This is a genomic window from Ancylobacter amanitiformis, assembly GCF_030814815.1.
In the GTDB taxonomy this organism is placed as follows: Bacteria; Pseudomonadota; Alphaproteobacteria; order Rhizobiales; family Xanthobacteraceae; genus Ancylobacter; species Ancylobacter amanitiformis.
This window is the reverse complement of the sequence record NZ_JAUSVR010000011.1, coordinates 127344-146932: the sequence shown is the minus strand read 5'-3', so window position 1 is coordinate 146932 and position 19589 is coordinate 127344. Positions and strand designations below refer to the sequence as shown.

Below are 19589 nucleotides of genomic sequence, written 5' to 3'. Positions count from 1 at the left end.
GTCAGCGGCTCACCCGGCTTGCTCTGGAAATAGGAGCGGATGGTCTCCGCATCGACGCGACGGTTGCCCTCGACCACGATCGAGCTGGCGCTCTGCGCGACGGCACTCACGGGCGCGACGACAACTCCGGCCACCCCAGCGACGGTCAGCATCGCCACCACACCGGCGATCGAAGCCATCTTACTCATAAACCGGAAACTACCAGCCATTTGGCGCGCAACCTTACCGTTGTTCTGACGCCGCGCCGCTTGCGGCCGCAAGCTGGCACGTTCTTCACCCTGCGATCCGCTTGTACAAGCTTTTCCAGAGCCTGCAAACCAAGGCGGTCCGCCCCTCATGCCTTTTCAGGATGGCGTGGCCCATGCGCAACGCCATCCTGCGAACCTACTCAAGATTTTGAGATATTTAGGATATCGTTCCATGTCGCGAACAGCATCAACATCAACACCAACGCCAGACCGATGCGGAATCCGACTTCCTGCGCCCGATCGCTGAGCGGCCGGCCGCGCAGCGCCTCGATGGCATAGAAGAGCAGATGCCCGCCATCCAGTAACGGTACGGGGAAGAGGTTAAGAAGACCGATCGAAACCGACAGAACCGCCGCCAGCTGAAGCAGCGCCGCGATTCCGAAGGTGGCCACCTGCCCCGACACCTGCGCAATGCGAATCGGCCCGCCGAGCTGATCGGCCGATTCGCGCCCCGTCACCACGCCACCGAGATAGCTGAAGGTGCGGTCGACGATGAACCACACTTCGCGCGTGGCCATCACGGTCGCATCCACCGGGCCGAATCGCTCGGTGCGCGCATCCGCCCCGCCGCTGGCGCGCGAAATGCCCAACACGCCGATGCGATGGGTGTTGCCGAAAGTATCCTTGATCTCGCGCTGGTCCGGCGTCGCGGTCAGCGTCAGCACCTGGCCGCCGCGCTCCACCTCGATGGCGAGCGGGCGATCCGCGCTGGTGCTGACGATGCGCTGCATGTCGCCGAACGTGTCGACCTTGGTGCCGTCGATCGACAGGATGATGTCGTTGGGCGCGAACCCCGCCCGCTCCGCCGCGCTGCCCGCCTGCACGGTATCGACCTGCGGCGTCGTCACCGGGCGGCCCACCACCATGAACAGCCCGGCGAAAATGACGATCGCCAGAATGAAATTGGCGATCGGGCCGGCGGCCACGATGGCGGCGCGGGCGCCGACCGACTTGTGGAAGAAACTGCCCCGCCGGTCCGCGTCGCTCATGCGCTCCAGCGCGCCGCGATCGGGCGTCGAGGCGGCATTGTCGTCACCGAGGAATTTCACGTAGCCGCCGAGCGGAATGGCGGAAATCTTCCAGCGGGTCCCATGCCGATCGTTGAACCCGATCAGCTCCGGACCGAAGCCGATGGAGAAGGCGACGATCGAGACCCCCGCGCGGCGGGCCACCCAGAAATGGCCCAGCTCATGGAAGAACACCACGATGGTCAGCACGAACAGGAACGGGACGACATAGCCGAGGAGCCAGCTCGCATTGCCGCCCATCGAGGCGAGTATTTCCATTACAAGGTTTCCCACATAGCCGGCGACGAGGTCGTGTCGTCTTTTCCTGCCAAGCTTTTACGGCGAAGTTGGGCGAAAGTCCGCCCCGTCCCCTGCATATTTGGCCGCGACCCCGCCCCGCTTGGCGACGTCACCACAGAAGCAGGCCGAGCGCGGGGGCGTCGGGATCGCGGACGAGCCCGACCAGCAGCGCGAACAGCGCGGCCGTGATCAGCCCGTCCAGCCGGTCCATCAGCCCACCATGGCCGGGAATGAGCGAGCCGGAATCCTTCACGCCGAAGCGACGCTTCATGGATGATTCGAACAGGTCGCCCACCTGGCTCACGGCACTGGCGAGCAGTGCCACCGGGGCGGCGAGCAGCGCGGAGGGAAGGCCCGCGAGATAGATGGTGAGCATGCCGGCCAAGGTGCCGAACAAGGCGCCACCAAGCGCGCCGGACCACGTCTTGTTCGGGCTGACACGTGGCCAGAGCCTGGGCCCGCGCAGCAGACGCCCGCAGAAATAGGCGGCAATGTCCGTGCTCCACACCACGGCCAGCAGCCAGATCAGGGTGACGAGCCCGACATGCGTATCCGCCCGCAAAATCAGCGCCGGCAACGCAAGCGCGCCCGCGTAGAACAGGCCGCCGGTCGCCCAGGGGCGCAATTGCCGCCCCCCGCGGGCCACCAGCGCCATCAGCACCATGCCCACCAGCAGGACGGCCGCCGCGGCCGAGACAGGGCGGATCACCAGCATGAGGGACGCGACCACCAGCGCCGCGCCGCCAATGGCGACCAGCGCGGGCTTGGGCCGGGCGGCGATGATGCCCAGCCATTCCCACAGCACGATGAGCGACGTGGCGACGACCAGCGCCATATACGGCCAGCCGCCCCACCAGCACAGGAACAGCACCAGCGGGGCCAGAGCCATCGCCGACCCGAGGCGCGGAAGGAAATCGGCACCGATCCGCAACGGCTCAACACCCGTCCGGTTCGATTCCGCCGAAACGCCGCTCGCGGCGGCTATATTCGGACAGAGCCTTCTCGAACCAGGCGCGGTCGAAATCCGGCCAGTGCACCGGCAGGAACACGAGTTCGGCATAGGCGGCCTGCCAGAGCAGGAAATTCGACAGCCGCTGCTCGCCGCTGGTGCGGATGACGAGGTCGAGCGGCGGCAGCTCCGCCGTGTCGAGCCGCTCGGCAATGCGTTCGGGGGTGATATCGTCGGGCGTCAGCCGGCCCTGCGCCACATCGCGGGCAAGGCCCTGCACCGCGCGGGCAATCTCGTTGCGCGAGCCATAGTTGAAGGCCACGGTGAGGCGAAGCCCGGTATTGCCGCGGGTGATCACCTCGGTCTCCCGCAGCATCGTCTCGATCTCGGAATCGCCGGGGTGCCCCTCGCCGATGATGCGCACACGCACATTGTTGGCGTGCAAATCCCGCAGGTCCGAGCGGATGAAGCGCTTCAGCAGCCCCATGAGTTCGCTCACCTCGGCGAGCGGGCGCGACCAGTTCTCGCTGGAGAAACTGTAGATCGTCACTGCCTCGATGCCGAGGTCGCGGGCGGCGCTGACCGTGCGGCGCACCGCCTCGACACCGCGCCGATGCCCCTCGAAGCGCGGCAGACCGTGCGCCTTCGCCCAGCGGCCATTGCCGTCCATGATGATGGCGACATGCCGCGGCACAGCGCTGCCGGCAACCGACACCGCTGGAGACTCACGTTCACTGGGAGTGCCACCCGGCACCCCGATCTTCGCCATGTTCACGGAGGATCCCTCTCGCACCCGCGAGCTAGACGGCCAGAATTTCCTTTTCCTTCGACGCGAGGACCTGGTCGATCTCGGTGATGGACTGGTCCGTCGCCTTCTGCACCTGATCGGCCAGCCGGTCGAGGTCGTCCTTGCTGACCTCGGCGTCCTTCTCCGCCTTCTTGAGCGAATCCAGCCCGTCGCGGCGCACATGACGCACGGAGACGCGGCAGGCCTCGGCATATTTGTGCGCGACCTTCACCAGTTCCTGTCGGCGATCCTGGGTCAGCTCGGGGATGCGCACGCGCAGCACCTGCCCCTCGGTCTGCGGGTTGAGGCCGAGATTGGAATCGCGGATCGCCTTTTCCACCGCCGCCACCATGCCGCGATCCCACACCTGCACCGAGAGCAGGCGCGGCTCCGGCACATTGACCGAGGCGACCTGGTTGAGCGGCATGTGGCTACCATAGGCATCCACCTGCAGCGGCTCCAGCAGGCTCGCCGAGGCCCGCCCGGTACGCAGACCCGACAGCTCCTGCTTCAGGACGCCGATGGCACCCTGCATGCGACGCTTGAGATCGGCAATGTCGACCGGCGCAGAACTCATGGCGAACCTCTTCTCTTGATCTCGCAACACCAAGACCGGCTCCCGCAAGCCGGCATCGGCTATATCGACTCTATCCCAGCCCGAGGCAAACACTTTCGGGCGCTGGTACACCGCTGCGATGGCTAGGGAGCCACGGTGGTGGCGCGCCCCTGGCCGCGGACCGCCGCCGCGATTGCACCAGGCTCGCGGATGGAAAACACCACGATGGGCAGCTTCGCCTCGCGCGCCAGCGCGAAGGCTGCCGCGTCCATCACCTTGAGGTCCTTGGCCAGCGCCTCGTCATGGGTCAGCCGCTCATAGCGACGGGCGGTGGGATCGGTCTTGGGATCGGCGGTATAGACCCCGTCGACATTGGTCGCCTTCAGCACCGCGTCGCATTCCAGCTCGGCGGCGCGCAGCACGGCGCCGGTATCGGTGGTGAAGAACGGGTTGCCGGTGCCGCCGGCGAGCAGCACGATTCGTCCGCGCTCGAGATGGCGCGAGGCGGTCTGGCGGGCATAGGGCTCGCAGATGGTCGGCATGGGAATGGCGGAAAGCGTGCGCGCCGGGCTGCCGGCCTGCTCCAGCGCCTTCTCCAGCGCCAGCGCGTTCATGACCGTCGCCAGCATGCCCATGTGGTCGGCGGTGGCGCGGTCGAGCCCCTGCCCCGCCACGCTCGCCCCGCGCAGGATGTTGCCGCCGCCCACCACGACCGCCACCTCGGCGCCGGTGCTGCGGGCCTCGACCAGATCCTGCGCGATACGCTCGATGGTCGGCCAGTGAAGGCCGAAGGCCTCGCCGCCCATCAGCGCCTCGCCCGAGACCTTCACCAGCACGCGGGCATAGGCCGGTTTGACGGGTTCAGTTGCGGTCGACATGGGGCACCTCGCAGATTCGCGCGACGTGGGTCGCGCAGATACTAAAACACGCCGGACCGCCCTTGGGCGCTCCGGCGTGCAATTGTCAACGGCTCGTGCCGAGCACCGGGGCGATCAGACGCCGGCGGCCGCGGCGACTTCGGCGGCGAAGTCGCTTTCCTGCTTCTCGACGCCCTCGCCAAGGCCGAAGCGGACGAACGCCACCAGCTTGACCGGCGCGCCGATCTTGCCTTCGCTTTCCTTCACCGCCTGCGCCACCGTCTTGGACGGGTCGTGGATGAAGGCCTGCTCCAGCAGCGTGACTTCCTTGTAGAAAGTCTTCAGGCCGCTCTCGACGATCTTCTCGACCACGTTGTCCGGCTTGCCGGAGGCCTTGGCCTTCTCGGCCAGCACGCCCTTCTCGCGGGCGACGACATCCGCGGGAATGCTGGACGCGTCGAGCGCCTGCGGGTTGGCTGCCGCCACATGCATGGCGATCTGCCGGCCGAGCGCGGCCAGTTCATCCGCCTTGCCTTCCGACTGCAGCGCGACCAGCACGCCGATCTTGCCGAGGCCCTCGCCCACGGAGCCGTGGATGTAGGAGCCGACCACGCCCGGCGCCACGTCCAGGACGGCGGCGCGGCGCAGGTTCATGTTCTCGCCGATGGTGGCGATGGCGGTGGAGATGGCGTTTTCGACGGTGCCGCCGGTGGCGAATTCAGCCGCCTTGATCGCCTCGATATCCGCACCCGCGGTAAGCGCGACGGTGGCGATGCCACGGACCAGCTGCTGGAACTGCTCGTTGCGGGCGACGAAGTCGGTCTCGGAATTCACCTCGACCAGCACGCCCTTGCCACCCTGAACGGTGAGGCCGATCAGGCCCTCGGCGGCGACGCGGCCGGCCTTCTTGGCGGCCTTGGCGAGGCCCTTCTTGCGCAGCCAGTCGATGGCGGCTTCGACGTCGCCGTCCACCTCGTTCAGCGCGGCCTTGCAGTCCATCATGCCGGCGCCGGTCTTCTCGCGCAGATCCTTCACCAGGGCAGCGGTGATGTTGGCCATGTTCGATCCCTCAAACGATCCCGAATGTCAGTCGACGACACGGCCGGCCGGAGGGTTCCGGGCCGGCCGTGCGGTGCAATGCTTGATGTCACACGGTGACATCCTCGCGAAGGCGAGTGGTCACTCGACCTCGGCGGTCAGTCCCTTGGCCTGCGCGATCCAGCCGTCCACGCGGCCCGGCAGACCCACTTCCTCGCCGAGACGCTGGGCGTCCACGGCGTCGAGGCCGGCCACCTGCGAGAAGTGGAAGAAGCCAAGGTCGGTCAGCTTCTTCTCGATCGCCGGCGACACGCCGGTGAGCTTCTTCAGGTCGTCGGCGATGCCGCGCGGGCCCGACAGCGGCTCGAAGCTCGACCAGGCGGCTTCCGCCGGCAGCTCCTCGACAAGCGGGGCGTCCATCGCGCCAAGATCGATGCCGACATCGCCCTGGGCGCGGCCGATGCCGTCCAGCGCGGCGCGGGCCACGAGGTCGCAATAGAGGTTGATGGCGCGGCCGGCATCGTCATTGCCGGGAACCGGGAAGGCGATGCCGTCCGGATCGGAATTGGTATCGAGAATCGCGGCGACCGGAATGCCCAGGCGGCGCGCTTCGGCCACCGCGAGGTCTTCCTTGTTGGTGTCGATCACGAAAAGCAGGTCGGGAATGCCGCCCATGTCGCGGATGCCGCCGAGGGCGCGATCCAGCTTTTCCTTCTCGCGCTGGAGCGTCAGGCGCTCCTTCTTGGTGTAGCCGACGCCCTCACCCGCGTTGAGCAGCTCTTCCAGCTTCTTCAGGCGTGCGATGGAGTGGGAAATGGTCTTCCAGTTGGTCAGCATGCCGCCGAGCCAGCGGGAGTTGACGTAATACTGGGCCGAGCGCTTGGCCGCATCCGCCACCGCATCCGCCGCCTGGCGCTTGGTGCCGACGAACAGCACGCGGCCGCCGCGGGCCACGGTGTCCGACACCGCCTGCAGCGCGCGGTGCAGCGAGGGCACGGTCTGCGACAGGTCGATAATGTGGATGTTGTTGCGCGAGCCGAAGATGAAGGGGGCCATCTTCGGGTTCCAGCGGTGCGACTGGTGGCCGAAATGCACGCCAGCTTCCAGCAGCTGGCGCATGGAGAAATCAGGAACTGCCATGGTCGTCTCTCGTCCGGTTGGCCTCCGCGGACATGGCCGTGCCGAGGGATTTCGGCGCCGGCACCGGGAGCGGCGGGCCTTTCCATTCACGATGTCATGGAAAAGGGAGCCCGGCCGCGAGTCCGCGTGCGGAATGGCCGCGCATATACGCGAGCTAGGCGAAAGGTGCAAGTCGCGGGGGATTGGGGGCCGATGCGGTGGACTGCTCTGCCCCCCTCCCCCTAATAGCCCCGTCTGTGCCCAACATATTTGCCGTGGATGGTTCGCTCAAACAGGACGCCCCGATATTCCCCCAGCTCGGCCGCCAGTTCGTCGCTCAAGCTGAGCTCGATTCGGCTGAGCAGAACGGATCGTCTGCGCCCCACCACCAATGCCGAAACATCGAGCACATAGTCACCCGGTTCGAACCGGAAGGATAAATAATCGATCGGAATGAGAAAGTGATGGTTCGCCGCGGTTCCGGCCCTACTTACAAGGAGGCCGCCGCCCGCCAGCAGACCCGAAGCGTCGCCATATCCGTCGCCACATCCCCAGAAACTGAAAACCGTCTCGGTGCCGGCGCGGCGCGCTCTCGCATGCATACCCTCGACGATATGGCCCCGCGCGCCGTGCTGTAGAGCAGCATACGGAAGAATATCTTCGGCACCGGATTCGGCTCGACATCAAATCCGAAGAACACCACCGCCGGCTTCGTCATGCGCACCCGGCCGCGTCGTATATAGGTCAGCCAGAACGTGCCGAGGGAAGCCGCCAGCGCGACCAGCGAGATCCCCAGCGGCGCATAGCTCGCGGCCTGCCCATTCGCTCACCTGACACGTCTCCCGATGCCGCGCCGCCGCTCTTCGCGAGGCAATGTCGATGCGCGCGCCCTCAATGCGCCTCCACCGCCACCACGCCCGGCACCGCCTTGATGGCGCCGGCGATCTGCGGCGAGAGCGAGAACCGGCCGGGCAGTTTCACCTCGACCTCGGTGGCCCCACTCTCGCCGAGCAGCAGCACGAACGCCACCTCGCCATCGCCCCGTCCCCCGCCCGCCAGCGAGCCGAGCCGCGCGGCGACGCTTTCCAGCGGCTCGGGCGAGCGCAGGAAAATGCGCATGCTTTTCTGCATCCGCGCGGTGGCGGCATCGAGCGGCTCGGCGGTCTGGATGCGCGCGCGCACATCCTCGCCCTGCAGCTCGGCGGAAACCTGCAGCAGCAGCGCCGTGCCGGGCTCCAGCAATTCGCGATACTGCGCCAGCGTCTCGGAAAACAGCACCGCCTCGAACTGGCCGGACGGGTCGGACAGGCCGACAATGCCCATCTTGTTGCCGGTCTTGGTGCGGCGCTCCTGCCGGCTCACCACGGTCGCGGCCAGACGCCCGGCGATGGAGCCGGCCCGCACCGAGCGGGTGAACTCGCTCCAGCGCTGCACGCGCAGCTTTTCCAGGGCCTTGCCATAATCATCCAGCGGGTGGCCGGTGAGGAAGAAGCCGATGGCGTCATATTCCTTCTGCAGCTTGTCGGCCGGCAGCCAGGGGGCGGCATCGGGCAGCGGCAGGTCATTGGCCTGCGCCGGGCCGCCGAACATGTCGTTCTGCCCGACCGCCTCGTCCGCCCCGCGCTTGGCGGCATGGCCGAGAATATTGTCGATCGCGGCGGCGGCGCGGGCGCGGTTCTTCTCCAGCACGTCGAAGGCGCCGGCATTGACCAGGCTTTCCATGGTGCGCTTGTTCAGCGCCTTGGCGTTGATGCGCGCGGCGAAGTCCGACAGGCTGGCGAAGGGCCGGTCGCCGCGCGCCTCGACGATGGCGTCGACCGCGTGCCCGCCAACGCCCTTGATGGCGGCGAGCGCGTAGAGAATGCGCCCGTCCCTGACCGCGAAATCGCGGCCCGACTGGTTGACCGAGGGCGGCACCACCTCGATGCCGAGGCGTTGCGCCTCCTGACGGAATTCGGCCAGCTTGTCGGTATTGCCCATGTCGAGCGTCATGGACGCCGCGAGGAACTCGGTGGCGTAGTTCGCCTTCATGTAGGCGGTCTGGTAGGCGACCAGCGCATAGGCCGCCGCGTGGCTCTTGTTGAAGCCGTAATCGGCGAACTTGGCGAGAAGGTCAAAGATCTCCGACGCCTTGGCCTTGGGCACGCCGCGCTCGATGGCGCCGTCCACGAAGCGCTCGCGCTGCTTGTCCATCTCGGCGCGGATCTTCTTGCCCATGGCGCGGCGCAGGAGGTCGGCTTCGCCCAGCGAATAGCCCGAGAGCGTCTGGGCGATCTGCATCACCTGTTCCTGGTAGATGATGACGCCGTAGGTTTCCTTCAGGCTGGTTTCCAGCGCGGGATGGGCATAGACGGCCTTTTCCTGCCCGTTCTTGACCGCGCAATAGACCGGGATATTGGCCATCGGGCCCGGGCGGTAGAGCGCCACGAGGGCGATGATGTCCTCCAGCCGGTCCGGCTTCATGTCGACGAGCGCGCGCCGCATGCCCGAGCTTTCCACCTGGAACACGCCGACCGTCTCGCCCCGCGTCATCATGGCGTAGCTCTTGGGGTCATCGAGCGGGATGGTCGACAGGTCCAGCTGGACGCCGCGCTGCGCCACCAGCCGCACCGCGGTCTGCAGCACGGTGAGCGTCTTGAGGCCGAGGAAGTCGAACTTCACCAGTCCGGCCTGCTCCACCCACTTCATGTTGTACTGCGTCACCGGCATGTCGGAACGCGGGTCGCGGTAGAGCGGCACGAGCCGGGCGAGCGGGCGATCGCCGATCACGATGCCGGCGGCGTGGGTGGAAGCATGGCGATTGAGCCCCTCCAGCCGCGTCGCGATATCGAAGGCGCGCTTCACCACCGGGTTGGCGTCGCTTTCGGCCTGCAGGCGCGGCTCGTCCTGGATCGCCTGCTTCAGCGATACCGGGTTGGCCGGGTTCTGCGGCACCAGCTTGCACAGCTTGTCGACCTGGCCATAGGGCATTTCCAGCACCCGGCCGACATCGCGCAGCACGCCACGCGCCTGCAACGTGCCGAAGGTGATGATCTGCGCCACCTGGTCGCGCCCGTAGCGCTGCTGCACATAGCGGATCACCTCGTCGCGCCGCTCCTGGCAGAAATCGATGTCGAAATCCGGCATCGACACGCGCTCGGGATTGAGGAAGCGCTCGAACAGCAGGCCGAAGCGCAGCGGGTCGAGGTCGGTGATGGTGAGCGAATAGGCCACCAGCGAGCCGGCGCCCGAGCCGCGGCCCGGGCCGACCGGAATGCCCTGCGCCTTCGCCCACTTGATGAAGTCCGCCACGATGAGGAAGTAGCCAGGAAACTTCATCTTCTCGATGATGGACAGTTCGAAGGCGAGGCGGTCCTCATAGTCCTTCTGCGTCAGCCCCTCGGCCGGGCCATGCACGGCGAGGCGGCGCGCCAGCCCCTCCTCCGCCTGCAGGCGCAGTTCCTCCGCTTCGTCGCGGTCCATGGTGAAGCGCGGCAGGATGGGCTTGGCCGTGCGCGGGCGATAGGCGCAGCGCCGGGCGATCTCCACCGTGTTGGCCAGCGCCTCCGGCAGATCGGCGAACAGTTCCGCCATCTCGGCGCGGGTGCGAAAGCGATGCTCGGGGGTCAGATGGCGGCGGTCGCCTTCGGCGACGAGGCGCCCCTCGGCGATGCAGATGAGCGCGTCATGCGCCTCATAATCATCCTGCGCGGCGAAGAACGGCTCGTTGGTGGCGACCAGCGGCAGGTCCAGCTTGTAGGCGAGATCGACCAGCGCGGCCTCCACGCGGCGCTCCTCTGCCACGCCGTGACGCTGGATCTCGACATAGAGCCGGTCGCCGAACAGGGCCGCCAGCGTTGCCAGACGCTGCTCCGCCAGTTCGCCGCTGCCGGCGGCGAAGGCGCGGTCGATCGGCCCGGCGGGCCCGCCGGTCAGGCAGATGAGCCCGCCGGAAAAGGTCTCCAGCCAGTCGAGCTTGATATGGGGAGCGCCATCGGACGCGGTGTCGAGAAAGGAGCGCGAGACGAGCTCCATCAGGTTCGCCCAGCCCTCATGCGTCGCGGCGATCAGCACGACGCGCGGGCGCTGCGCGCCGGCCGGGCCGCGCGGGGCCGGACCGGGAAGATCGATCGCCAGCGAACAGCCGGCGATCGGCTGGATGCCCGAGCCGGACATCTTCTCGGAGAATTCCAGCGCACCGAACAGATTGCCGGTATCGGTCAGCGCGATCGCGGGCTGATGGTCCTTCTTGGCGAGGTCCGCCAGCTTGGCGATGGAAAGCGCGCCTTCCAGCAGCGAGAACGACGAATGGACGTGCAGATGCACGAAGCCTGGATCGGCGGCCATCGGGTTCCTCCTGCGACTCGGATCTCAAGCCATGAATGGTGGGCGCGCGCGCCGGCGCCGTCCACCCTGGCGCGGAAATGGTCCCCGCTGTCCTCAGATCCCGCTGAGCACGCCGGCCCAGAGGCCGAGAACGGTGACGAACAGCCCGACCGAGGCCAGTGCGGCGACTTCCTGAAGAAGGATGCGGATCATGTCGACCTCCATGGAACATATGATGAACATTACCCCCATAATCCCCGGAGTCAAATTATGTTCTTCTTTCGTTCCATCGCGTGGTTGACGAACCGATAACGAGGGACGCTCACGCGGTGATTCGCCCCGTGCCCGCCTGGCATCGGCGGTCGCGAAGGCCATGCCTTCGCACTTCGTCCTCCGCCAGATCGACGGCCGCGCGACCCGGCCCCAAAGCAAGCCGCATCAGCGGCTTGCCCGGCCTTCTCGCCAGATTGATTCCGGCATGCGCGCGGCGTCAGTCGAGACGCGGTGGCCAGACCGTATCGAGCTTGACCGACAGCCGCCCCATTTTCGAGGCCACCACCACGGCCTCGCACCGCGCCGCGCGGCCATCCAGCGCGGCGTTGAAATGGGGAACCTCCAGAGGCGCGATATGGCCGATGCGGGCGCCCTCGACCGTCACCCAGATGGCGCGCAGTTCGCCGGCCCGCGATACATCGGGCAGAAGCTCGGCGGTGCAGTCCGTGCCTTCGGCCGGCACATGCCGGCCCGCGATGCGCCCGAGCACCGCCTGATGGTCATCCGCCCCCGCCACGGGATAGTCATAGCCGCCATCGCCCTGCAGCGTCTGCGAAGCCTGTGGCGCGACGCTGCGCCGGCCGAGAAGGCGCAGCACCACGATCAAGACCACGGCGGCAACGATGACGAGCGCGAGCAGCGTCATGTGCTCGATACGGGAAAGAAGCTCCGCCGACATGGATACGCCCCGATCCTACCCCAGACATGGCCTGAAATAGCATAGGATTACCATTGCGTGGAGGTGTTGGCGTGCGAATGCGCCGCCCTTTCGCCGGCATCGCGCTGGATCGGCCGCACGGCTCCGCCAGCCCGTTCGCCCGCCAGCCCGTTCGAACGAATGATCTTCCGCGCCGCGCCGCCGGGAGATTTCCCCGGCCTTCGCGATTCGTGTCGGTCGATGGTCGCCTAGGCCAGTTCGACGACCAGCCCGTCCTGCAGGGTCACGCGCCGGTGCATGCGGGCGGCGAGCGCCAGATTATGCGTGGCGATGATGGCGGCGAGACCGGTGGCCTCCACCAGCTGGGACAGCGCGTGGAACACATGGTCGGCCGTGTGTGGGTCGAGATTGCCGGTCGGCTCGTCGGCCAGGAGCACGCGTGGCGCGTTGGCGACCGCGCGGGCGATGGCCACGCGCTGCTGCTCGCCGCCCGACAGTTCCGCCGGGCGATGGTCGAGGCGCTTGGCCAGGCCGAGATAGCTGAGCAATTCCTTGGCGCGCGCCGCCGCCTCGCGCTTGGATAGGCCGCGGATCATCTGCGGCAGCATCACGTTCTCCAGCGCGGAGAACTCGGGCAGCAGGTGGTGGAACTGGTAGACGAAGCCGATCTCGGTGCGGCGGATGCGGGTCCGCTCCGAATCCGGCAGGCCCGCCGTTCCCGCGCCGGCGATGAACACCTCGCCGGCATCCTGATGTTCCAGCAGGCCGGCCACGTGCAGCAGGGTCGACTTGCCCGTGCCGGACGGCGCGACAAGGGCGACCGACTGGCCTTCCATGACGGAAAAGTCGACGCCGCGCAGGATCTCGAGCGTGCCCTCGCCCTGTACATAGCGGCGCTGGATGCCTTCAAGGCGCAATACCGCGCCCTTCGGAGCTATGGAGGTCGGAACGACAGGCGACGGTTCAGCGGACACGTGCGCCCCCTATTCGTAGCGCAGCGCTTCCACCGGATCGAGGCGCGCGGCGCGCCAGGACGGGTAGAGCGGAGCGAGGAAGGACAGGACCAGCGCCATGATGACGACGGCCGTCGTCTCGCCGGCATTCATCTCCGCCGGCAGTCGGCTGAGATAATAAAGCTCGGGCGAGAACAGTTCGGTTGCCGTCAGCCAGGAGATGAACTGCCGGATCTCCTCCACATTCAGGCAGACCAGCAGCCCGAGCAGGAAGCCGGCCAGCGTGCCGACCACGCCGATGGCCGCGCCGGTGACGAGAAAGATGCGCATGATCGCCCCGCGCGTCGCCCCCATGGTGCGCAGGATGCCGATGTCGCGCCCCTTGTCCTTCACCAGCATGTTGAGGCCGGAAATGATGTTGAAGGCCGCCACCACCACGATCAGCGTGAGGATGAGGAACATCACGTTGCGCTCGACCTGCAGCGCGTTGAAGAAGGTGGCGTTTCGCTGGCGCCAGTCGACAATGTAGACCGGCCTGCCAGAGGCATCGTGCACCGCCGCGCGCATGCGCTCGATATCGTCGGGATTGTCGGTGTAGACCTCGATCGCGGTGACGTCGCCATTCTTGTTGAAATAGGCTTGGCTTTCCGTCAGCGGCATGAACACGAAGGCGCTGTCATATTCCGACATGCCGATCTCGAACACCGCGGCGATCTTGTAGACCTTGATGCGCGGCGTCGTGCCCATGGGGGTCACGGCGCCGCGGGGGGCGACCAGCGTGAGATTGTCGCCCGCCTGCAGCGAAAGCTGATCGGCAAGGCGCTTGCCGATGGCGATGCCGGAGCCCTCGTCGAAGCCGTCCAGCGTGCCCTGGCGGATATTGCTGCCGATCGAGGGCAGCGCGCGCAGATTGGCCTCGGAAATGCCCCGCACCAGCACGCCGCCGGCATTGAAGGCGGAGGAAGCCAGCGCCTGCCCTTCCACCAGCGGCACCGCCAGCTTGATGCCGGGCACCCCGGCAATGCGCTTGGCCACCAGGTCATAGTCGGTGAGCGGGCTTTCCAGCGGCTGCACCAGCAGATGGCCGTTGAGGCCGAGAATTTTCGACAGCAGCTCGGTGCGGAAGCCGTTCATGACCGCCATCACGATGATGAGCGTCGCCACACCGAGCATGATGCCGAGGAAGGAGAAGCCGGCGACGACCGAGATGAAGCCTTCCTTGCGGCGGGCGCGCAGGTAGCGCAGCGAGAGCATCCATTCATAGGCGCTGAACGGGCGCGTGCCCGTCGGCGCAGCGTCAGCCTTGGGCTGCGCCTTCGCGGAGGGCTTCGCGGTCTTCTTGGCTGCCATGCGTGCTCCGCCAGTGGCGTTCATCCGACAATCCGCGCCAGCGCCGATTCGAGGGACAGCGTCTCGCGCGCACCGTCCGCGCGGCGCTTCAGTTCAACCGTGCCGGCCGCCAGCCCCTTCGGGCCGACAATGATCTGCCACGGCAGGCCGATGAGATCGGCGGTGGCGAATTTCGAGCCGGGGCGCTCGTCCGTGTCGTCATAGAGCACGTCGACGCCCTTGGCGGTCAGCGTGGCGTAGATGGAATCGCACGCGGCGTCGGTCGCGGCATCGCCGGCCTTGAGGTTCAGCAGGCCGACGCTGAACGGGGCGATCGCCTCCGGCCAGATGATGCCGTTCTCGTCATGCGAGGCCTCGATGATGGCCGCGACCAGCCGCGAGGGACCGATGCCGTAGGAACCCATGTGCACCGGGCTGTCCACGCCGTCGGGTCCCGTCACCTTGGCGCCCATGGGCGCGGAATATTTGGTGCCGAAATAGAAGATGTGACCCACTTCGATGCCCCGGGCGGAGAGACGCTCGCCTTCGGGAATCGCCCCGAACGCAGCTTCGTCATGCTTCTCTTCCGTGGCCGCATAGAGGCTGGTCCAGCGGTTCACGATGGATTGCAGTTCCTCAGCGTCATCGAAGTTCACCCCCGCGGCCGGCGTGTCCATGGCGAGATAGTCGGCATGGCAGAACACCTGGCTCTCGCCGGTCGAGGCGAGGATGATGAATTCGTGGCTGTGATTGCCGCCGATCGGCCCGGTATCGGCCACCATGGGAATGGCCTTGAGGCCGAGCCGCGCGAAGGTGCGCAGATACGCGACGAACATCCGGTTATAGGCGGTGACCGCGCTCTCGAAATCGAGGTCGATCGAATAGGCGTCCTTCATCAGGAACTCGCGCGAGCGCATCACGCCGAAGCGCGGGCGCACCTCGTCCCGGAACTTCCACTGGATGTGGTAGAGGTTCAGCGGCAGGTCCTTGTAGGACTTCACATAGGCGCGGACGATCTCGGTGAGCATTTCCTCATTGGTCGGCCCGAACAGCATGTCGCGCTCGTGCCGATCCTTGATGCGCAGCATCTCCTTGCCGTAATCGTCGTAGCGCCCGCTCTCGCGCCACAGATCCGCCGACTGGATGGTCGGCATGAGGATCTCGACCGCCCCCGCGCGGTTCTGTTCCTCGCGGATGATGTTGCAGATCTTGTCCAGCACGCGCTTGCCCAGCGGCAGCCAGGCATAGATGCCCGCGCTCTCCTGACGGATCATGCCGGTCCGCAGCATGAGGCGGTGCGAGATGATTTCCGCTTCCTTCGGGACTTCGCGGAGGATGGGCAGGAAATAACGGGACAGGCGCATCGGAAAACTCGCGATTCGGCCGGCGTGGGGCGCGCGGCAATATTGGCCGACAGAAACCGGATCGGTCACTAAAATACAAGCCCTCGCGCGCGCAGGGGTCGCGACACCGCCGCAGCCTTGCGCGCTCCTGCACGGAACCGGACGCACGCAAGCAACGCGCCTCGCTATATTGCGTCGCACCATCGATCTATTGCGACGCAAGGATGACAAGGCCTTAACTTTTGCTCTATGGTGCCGGCCTCTAGAAAGAGGTCCGCCTGTCGCTGCCAGAGGCGCGCTGCCGGTCCAGGTCTCGGGAGGAATGACGGCTAAGAAAGCCCCCTGACAGACGTCGAAACGGCGCAGAATCAGGTGTGGGCGTTCAGGGTTAAAAAGGGCGGGACCTTGGGTCCCGCCTCTTTTTTTGATCACGTCCTTTTGTGCCGCGCCCCGGCCCCGGGGGCGCTTCCCACGCCAGCAGGCTTCCCGCGTCAGCAGGCTTCCCGCGCCAGACGTCGGCGCGGCGCGCGAGAACGACCTGCGCCTCAGTAGATCTTGAACGGCATCGGGAACATTTCCAGCGTCAGCCGGCCGGTCTCGACCGACCAGGCGAACAGGCCGACGATCACCGCCGCGATGATGCTCGTGGCGATCGCCTTGCGCAACATCAACGGGCGCTGCGGCGCGCCCGGCTCCGTGCCGTCTTCCACCGGCCCGTCCTCATGCTGCGAGCGAATGCCGAAGGGCAGCATGGTGAAGATCACCGTCCACCAGACGATGAAGTAGATCGCGATATAGGTCGTGAAGCTCATCCTGCCACCCTCCTGCGTGCGGTCTCATGCGTGCGCGTTCGGCAGCCCGATCCTGGCTGCGCCCCTGCCGGATGCCGCTCACGCCTGCTCAAGCTCGACCAGGGTGCCGAGGAAATCCTTGGGGTGCAGGAACAGCACCGGCTTGCCATGGGCGCCGATCCGCGGCTCTCCCGCGCCCAGCACCCGCGCGCCCGCCGCGACCAGCCGGTCGCGCGCGGCGCGGATATCGTCCACTTCATAGCAGAGATGGTGGATGCCCCCGTCCGGGTTGCGTTCCAGAAACCGGGCGATGGGCGAATTCTCGCCGAGCACGCCGAGCAGTTCCACCTTGGTGTTGGGCAGGAGCACGAACACCGTGTTCACGCCATGCTCGGGCTGGGGGACGACGGGGGACACCTCGGCCCCGAGCGTATCGCGATAGGTCGCGACCGCCGCCTCCAGATCGCGCACCGCGATGGCGACATGATTGAGACGACCGATCATCAACACATCCTCCCGCCTGCCCCTCCCCGCCCGGGCGGGCGGGGCTGGAATCCCAGCGCCGGGATGGCCACGAAAATCACTCGGCTCGCGGCGCGCGCTCCCGGCGCGCTCCCTTCATACCGTGATCACCAGCACATGGCAGAGCGGCTTCTTGCCCCACACCGCGTTGACCTGCCCGCGCACCGCGCGGGTGATCGATTCGGCAACCGCGTCCGGGTCACGCCGGCGCTGCCGCGGCAATCCGTCGAGGCAATCGAGCACGGCTTCTTCGATCACGTCATCGATCAGCTTGCCGCCAACGCCCTTTTCCGGCAGGCCGGACAGGTCGATCATCGGATCGCCCACCACCTCGCCCTTGGCGTTCATCGCCACCGCCACCGAGACGACGCCCGCGAAGGACATGCGCCGGCGCTCGGCCACCGCCGGCTCCGTCGACTTGATGAGCACGTGGCCGTCCTTGTAGAGCCGGCCGAACGGCACTTCCTCGATCACCTCGGCGGGCTGCGCCGAATCGGCGCTGGCCAGGCGCACCATGTCGCCGTCGACAAGGCGCACCACCTGCCGCACGCCCATGGCCCGGGCCAGTTCGGCATGCTCGGCCAAGTGCAGCGGCTCGCCATGCACGGGCACGGAAATCTCCGGCCGCAGCCACTGGTACATCTGCTCCAGTTCGCCGCGCCGGGGATGGCCGGACACGTGCACCAGCCCGTCCCGGTCGGTGATGACCTTCACGCCCTGCAGCACCAGCGCGTTGATGATGCGGTTCACCGAGCGCTCATTGCCCGGAATGGTGCGCGAGGAGAAAATCACGTGGTCGCCCGGGGACAGCGCGATCTCGGGATGGTCGTCATCGGCGATGCGGGCGAGCGCGGCGCGCGGTTCGCCCTGGCTGCCGGTCAGGATCGCCACCACCTTGTCGCGCGGAAGGAAGCCATAGGCATCCGCCGGGCGGAAGGCCGGCAGTCCGTCCAGCATGCCCTGCTCGCGGGCCACGCCGACGACACGTTCCATCGCCCGGCCGACCAGCACGACTTCGCGCCCGTTCCGTATGGCCGCCTCGGCGATGGAGCGCACGCGCGCGACATTGGAGGCGAAGGTCGTCACCGCGACACGGTTCGGCGCCTTGGCGATGAACTCGGCGAGCACTTCCTGCACGTCGGTCTCGGAGGGCGAAATGCCCTCGCGAAACGCGTTGGTGGAATCGCAGATGACGGCGCGCACGCCCTCATCGCCCAGCGCGGCGAAGCGGGCGGGGTCGGTGACATTGCCCACCACGGGCGTGGGATCGATCTTCCAGTCGCCCGTATGCACCACCAGCCCGAGCGGCGTGCGGATGGCGAGGCCATGGCTGTCGGGGATGGAATGGGCGACGGGAAGGAATTCGACGTCGAACGGACCGATCTGCACCCGCCCGCCGGTCGGCACCACGTGGAACGGCACCTTGGGCGCGCCGGGCTCGCCGAGGCGCCGCGCTTCCGCCAGCGCGTGGGTGAACGGCGTCGTGTAGACCGTGCAGCCGAGCCGCGGCCACAATTCCCCCAGCGCCCCGACATGGTCTTCATGGCCATGGGTGATGATGAGCCCGACCAGATTGCCCTGCTTGGCCTCCTGTTCGAGGAAGGCGACGTCGGGCATGATCAGGTCGATGCCGGGAATGTCCGGCGACGCGAAGGAAATGCCGAGATCGACCGCGAGCCATTTGCGACGGTGACGGGGTCCGAGGCCGTAAAGGCCGAGATTCATCCCAATCTCGCCCACGCCGCCCAGCGGCGCGAACACCAACTCCTCGGTGGACTTGCTCACTGCACTCCCTTTCACCCCTGTGCGCCGGACGAGGGAAATACATCGCCGGCGCTTATTATCTCACGCCCACCATCGCGGCAGCGAAGAACCATAGCACCGGAAATATCCAGTGCCTCGAAAACGCCCTGCATCTCGCGCCCGGGAAGCCGCACCGTCACCGGCTGGCCGAGCCCGGGAGCCCGGCGCAGCCAGGCCTCGCGCGTGTGCGCAAAGCCGCGGCCGCCATCCCATTGGCCGATCCGGTCCCGCATCGCCGCATCCAGCGCCCGCAGCAGGCCCGGCGGATCGGTCGGATAGCCGGCCGTCGCGAGATCGACCGTCGGGTAAGGGGCCTCAAGCGGATGATGAGCGCAGTTGACGCCGAAGCCGATCACCGTCGCGCGGCGCCCGCCGGGCAGCACCGCTCCCTCCAGCAGGATGCCGGCGAGCTTGCGCCCGTCGATCAGCACGTCATTCGGCCATTTCAGCCCGATGCGCAACGGGTCAATGCCGGTGACGGCCCGTACTGCGTCATAAAGCGCGAGCGAGGCGACAAAACACAGCTGCGGCAGACGGGCAACCGGGCCGATATCGACCAGGAGCAGGGTTGCGTAGAGATTGCCGGGTTCCGACTGCCAGACCCGTCCCCGCCGGCCGCGCCCGCTCGTCTGGCGCTTCGCGACGAACCAGCAAGGCGCCGGCCCATCGGCATGGGCCAGCGCCTCGGCATTGGTGGAACCGATCGTCTCGTAGCGGATGACCGGCGTCGCGCCGGGAAGCTCCGCCATGC

16 protein-coding genes are annotated in these 19589 nt (G+C 67.1%); all 16 read right to left on the bottom strand.

All coding sequences use genetic code 11. From position 1 onward, the window contains the following. Positions 1 to 388 precede the first annotated feature (388 nt). Positions 389 to 1534, bottom strand: coding sequence for an RIP metalloprotease RseP (gene rseP / locus QOZ99_RS16205; RefSeq protein ID WP_306891032.1), 1146 nt, complete (start codon positions 1532 to 1534; stop codon positions 389 to 391). Positions 1535 to 1664: 130 nt separating this feature from the next. Then, positions 1665 to 2486 (bottom strand): phosphatidate cytidylyltransferase, encoded by an 822-nt coding sequence (locus QOZ99_RS16200; RefSeq protein ID WP_306891031.1) that lies wholly within the window; start codon positions 2484 to 2486, stop codon positions 1665 to 1667. A 4-nt stretch (positions 2487 to 2490) separates the two neighbouring features. Next, the gene (locus QOZ99_RS16195) at positions 2491 to 3273 is read right to left on the bottom strand and encodes an isoprenyl transferase (RefSeq protein ID WP_306891030.1); all 783 of its coding nucleotides are present in this window, start codon (positions 3271 to 3273) and stop codon (positions 2491 to 2493) included. Positions 3274 to 3304: 31 nt separating this feature from the next. Further along, positions 3305 to 3868, bottom strand: a complete 564-nt coding sequence (frr, locus tag QOZ99_RS16190) for a ribosome recycling factor (protein WP_183188553.1) — start codon at positions 3866 to 3868, stop codon at positions 3305 to 3307. 122 nt (positions 3869 to 3990) lie between these two features. Next, positions 3991 to 4725 carry a UMP kinase gene (gene pyrH / locus QOZ99_RS16185; RefSeq protein ID WP_306891029.1) on the bottom strand — a complete coding sequence of 245 codons (735 nt, stop codon included), beginning with the start codon at positions 4723 to 4725 and terminating at the stop codon, positions 3991 to 3993. A 114-nt stretch (positions 4726 to 4839) separates the two neighbouring features. Next, on the bottom strand, positions 4840 to 5763 hold the full coding sequence (gene tsf, locus QOZ99_RS16180; protein ID WP_306891028.1) for a translation elongation factor Ts: 924 nt from the start codon (positions 5761 to 5763) through the stop codon (positions 4840 to 4842). A gap of 120 nt (positions 5764 to 5883) precedes the next feature. After that, positions 5884 to 6882 carry a 30S ribosomal protein S2 gene (locus QOZ99_RS16175; RefSeq protein WP_306891027.1) on the bottom strand — a complete coding sequence of 333 codons (999 nt, stop codon included), beginning with the start codon at positions 6880 to 6882 and terminating at the stop codon, positions 5884 to 5886. Between the two features lie 870 nt (positions 6883 to 7752). Beyond that, positions 7753 to 11187 carry a DNA polymerase III subunit alpha gene (gene dnaE, locus QOZ99_RS16170; RefSeq protein WP_306891026.1) on the bottom strand — a complete coding sequence of 1145 codons (3435 nt, stop codon included), beginning with the start codon at positions 11185 to 11187 and terminating at the stop codon, positions 7753 to 7755. 469 nt (positions 11188 to 11656) lie between these two features. After that, the gene (locus QOZ99_RS16165) at positions 11657 to 12118 is read right to left on the bottom strand and encodes a hypothetical protein (RefSeq protein ID WP_306891025.1); all 462 of its coding nucleotides are present in this window, start codon (positions 12116 to 12118) and stop codon (positions 11657 to 11659) included. Positions 12119 to 12345: 227 nt separating this feature from the next. Further along, the gene (locus QOZ99_RS16160) at positions 12346 to 13035 is read right to left on the bottom strand and encodes an ABC transporter ATP-binding protein (RefSeq protein ID WP_306891040.1); all 690 of its coding nucleotides are present in this window, start codon (positions 13033 to 13035) and stop codon (positions 12346 to 12348) included. 45 nt (positions 13036 to 13080) lie between these two features. Then, positions 13081 to 14400: a lipoprotein-releasing ABC transporter permease subunit gene (locus QOZ99_RS16155; RefSeq protein ID WP_370876872.1), complete on the bottom strand. Its 1320-nt coding sequence runs from the start codon at positions 14398 to 14400 to the stop codon at positions 13081 to 13083. A 20-nt stretch (positions 14401 to 14420) separates the two neighbouring features. Continuing rightward, positions 14421 to 15743, bottom strand: a complete 1323-nt coding sequence (proS, locus tag QOZ99_RS16150) for a proline--tRNA ligase (protein ID WP_306891024.1) — start codon at positions 15741 to 15743, stop codon at positions 14421 to 14423. 524 nt (positions 15744 to 16267) lie between these two features. Then, positions 16268 to 16534 carry a DUF1467 family protein gene (locus tag QOZ99_RS16145; RefSeq protein WP_306891023.1) on the bottom strand — a complete coding sequence of 89 codons (267 nt, stop codon included), beginning with the start codon at positions 16532 to 16534 and terminating at the stop codon, positions 16268 to 16270. A 78-nt stretch (positions 16535 to 16612) separates the two neighbouring features. Continuing rightward, complete coding sequence (mce, locus tag QOZ99_RS16140; RefSeq protein WP_306891022.1) at positions 16613 to 17017, bottom strand: methylmalonyl-CoA epimerase; 405 nt, start codon at positions 17015 to 17017, stop codon at positions 16613 to 16615. A gap of 114 nt (positions 17018 to 17131) precedes the next feature. Continuing rightward, positions 17132 to 18820 carry a ribonuclease J gene (locus tag QOZ99_RS16135; protein WP_306891021.1) on the bottom strand — a complete coding sequence of 563 codons (1689 nt, stop codon included), beginning with the start codon at positions 18818 to 18820 and terminating at the stop codon, positions 17132 to 17134. Positions 18821 to 18831: 11 nt separating this feature from the next. Next, a complete protein-coding gene (locus tag QOZ99_RS16130; protein WP_306891020.1) occupies positions 18832 to 19587 on the bottom strand; it encodes a biotin--[acetyl-CoA-carboxylase] ligase in 756 nt (251 codons plus the stop codon). Between the last annotated feature and the right edge of the window lie 2 nt (positions 19588 to 19589).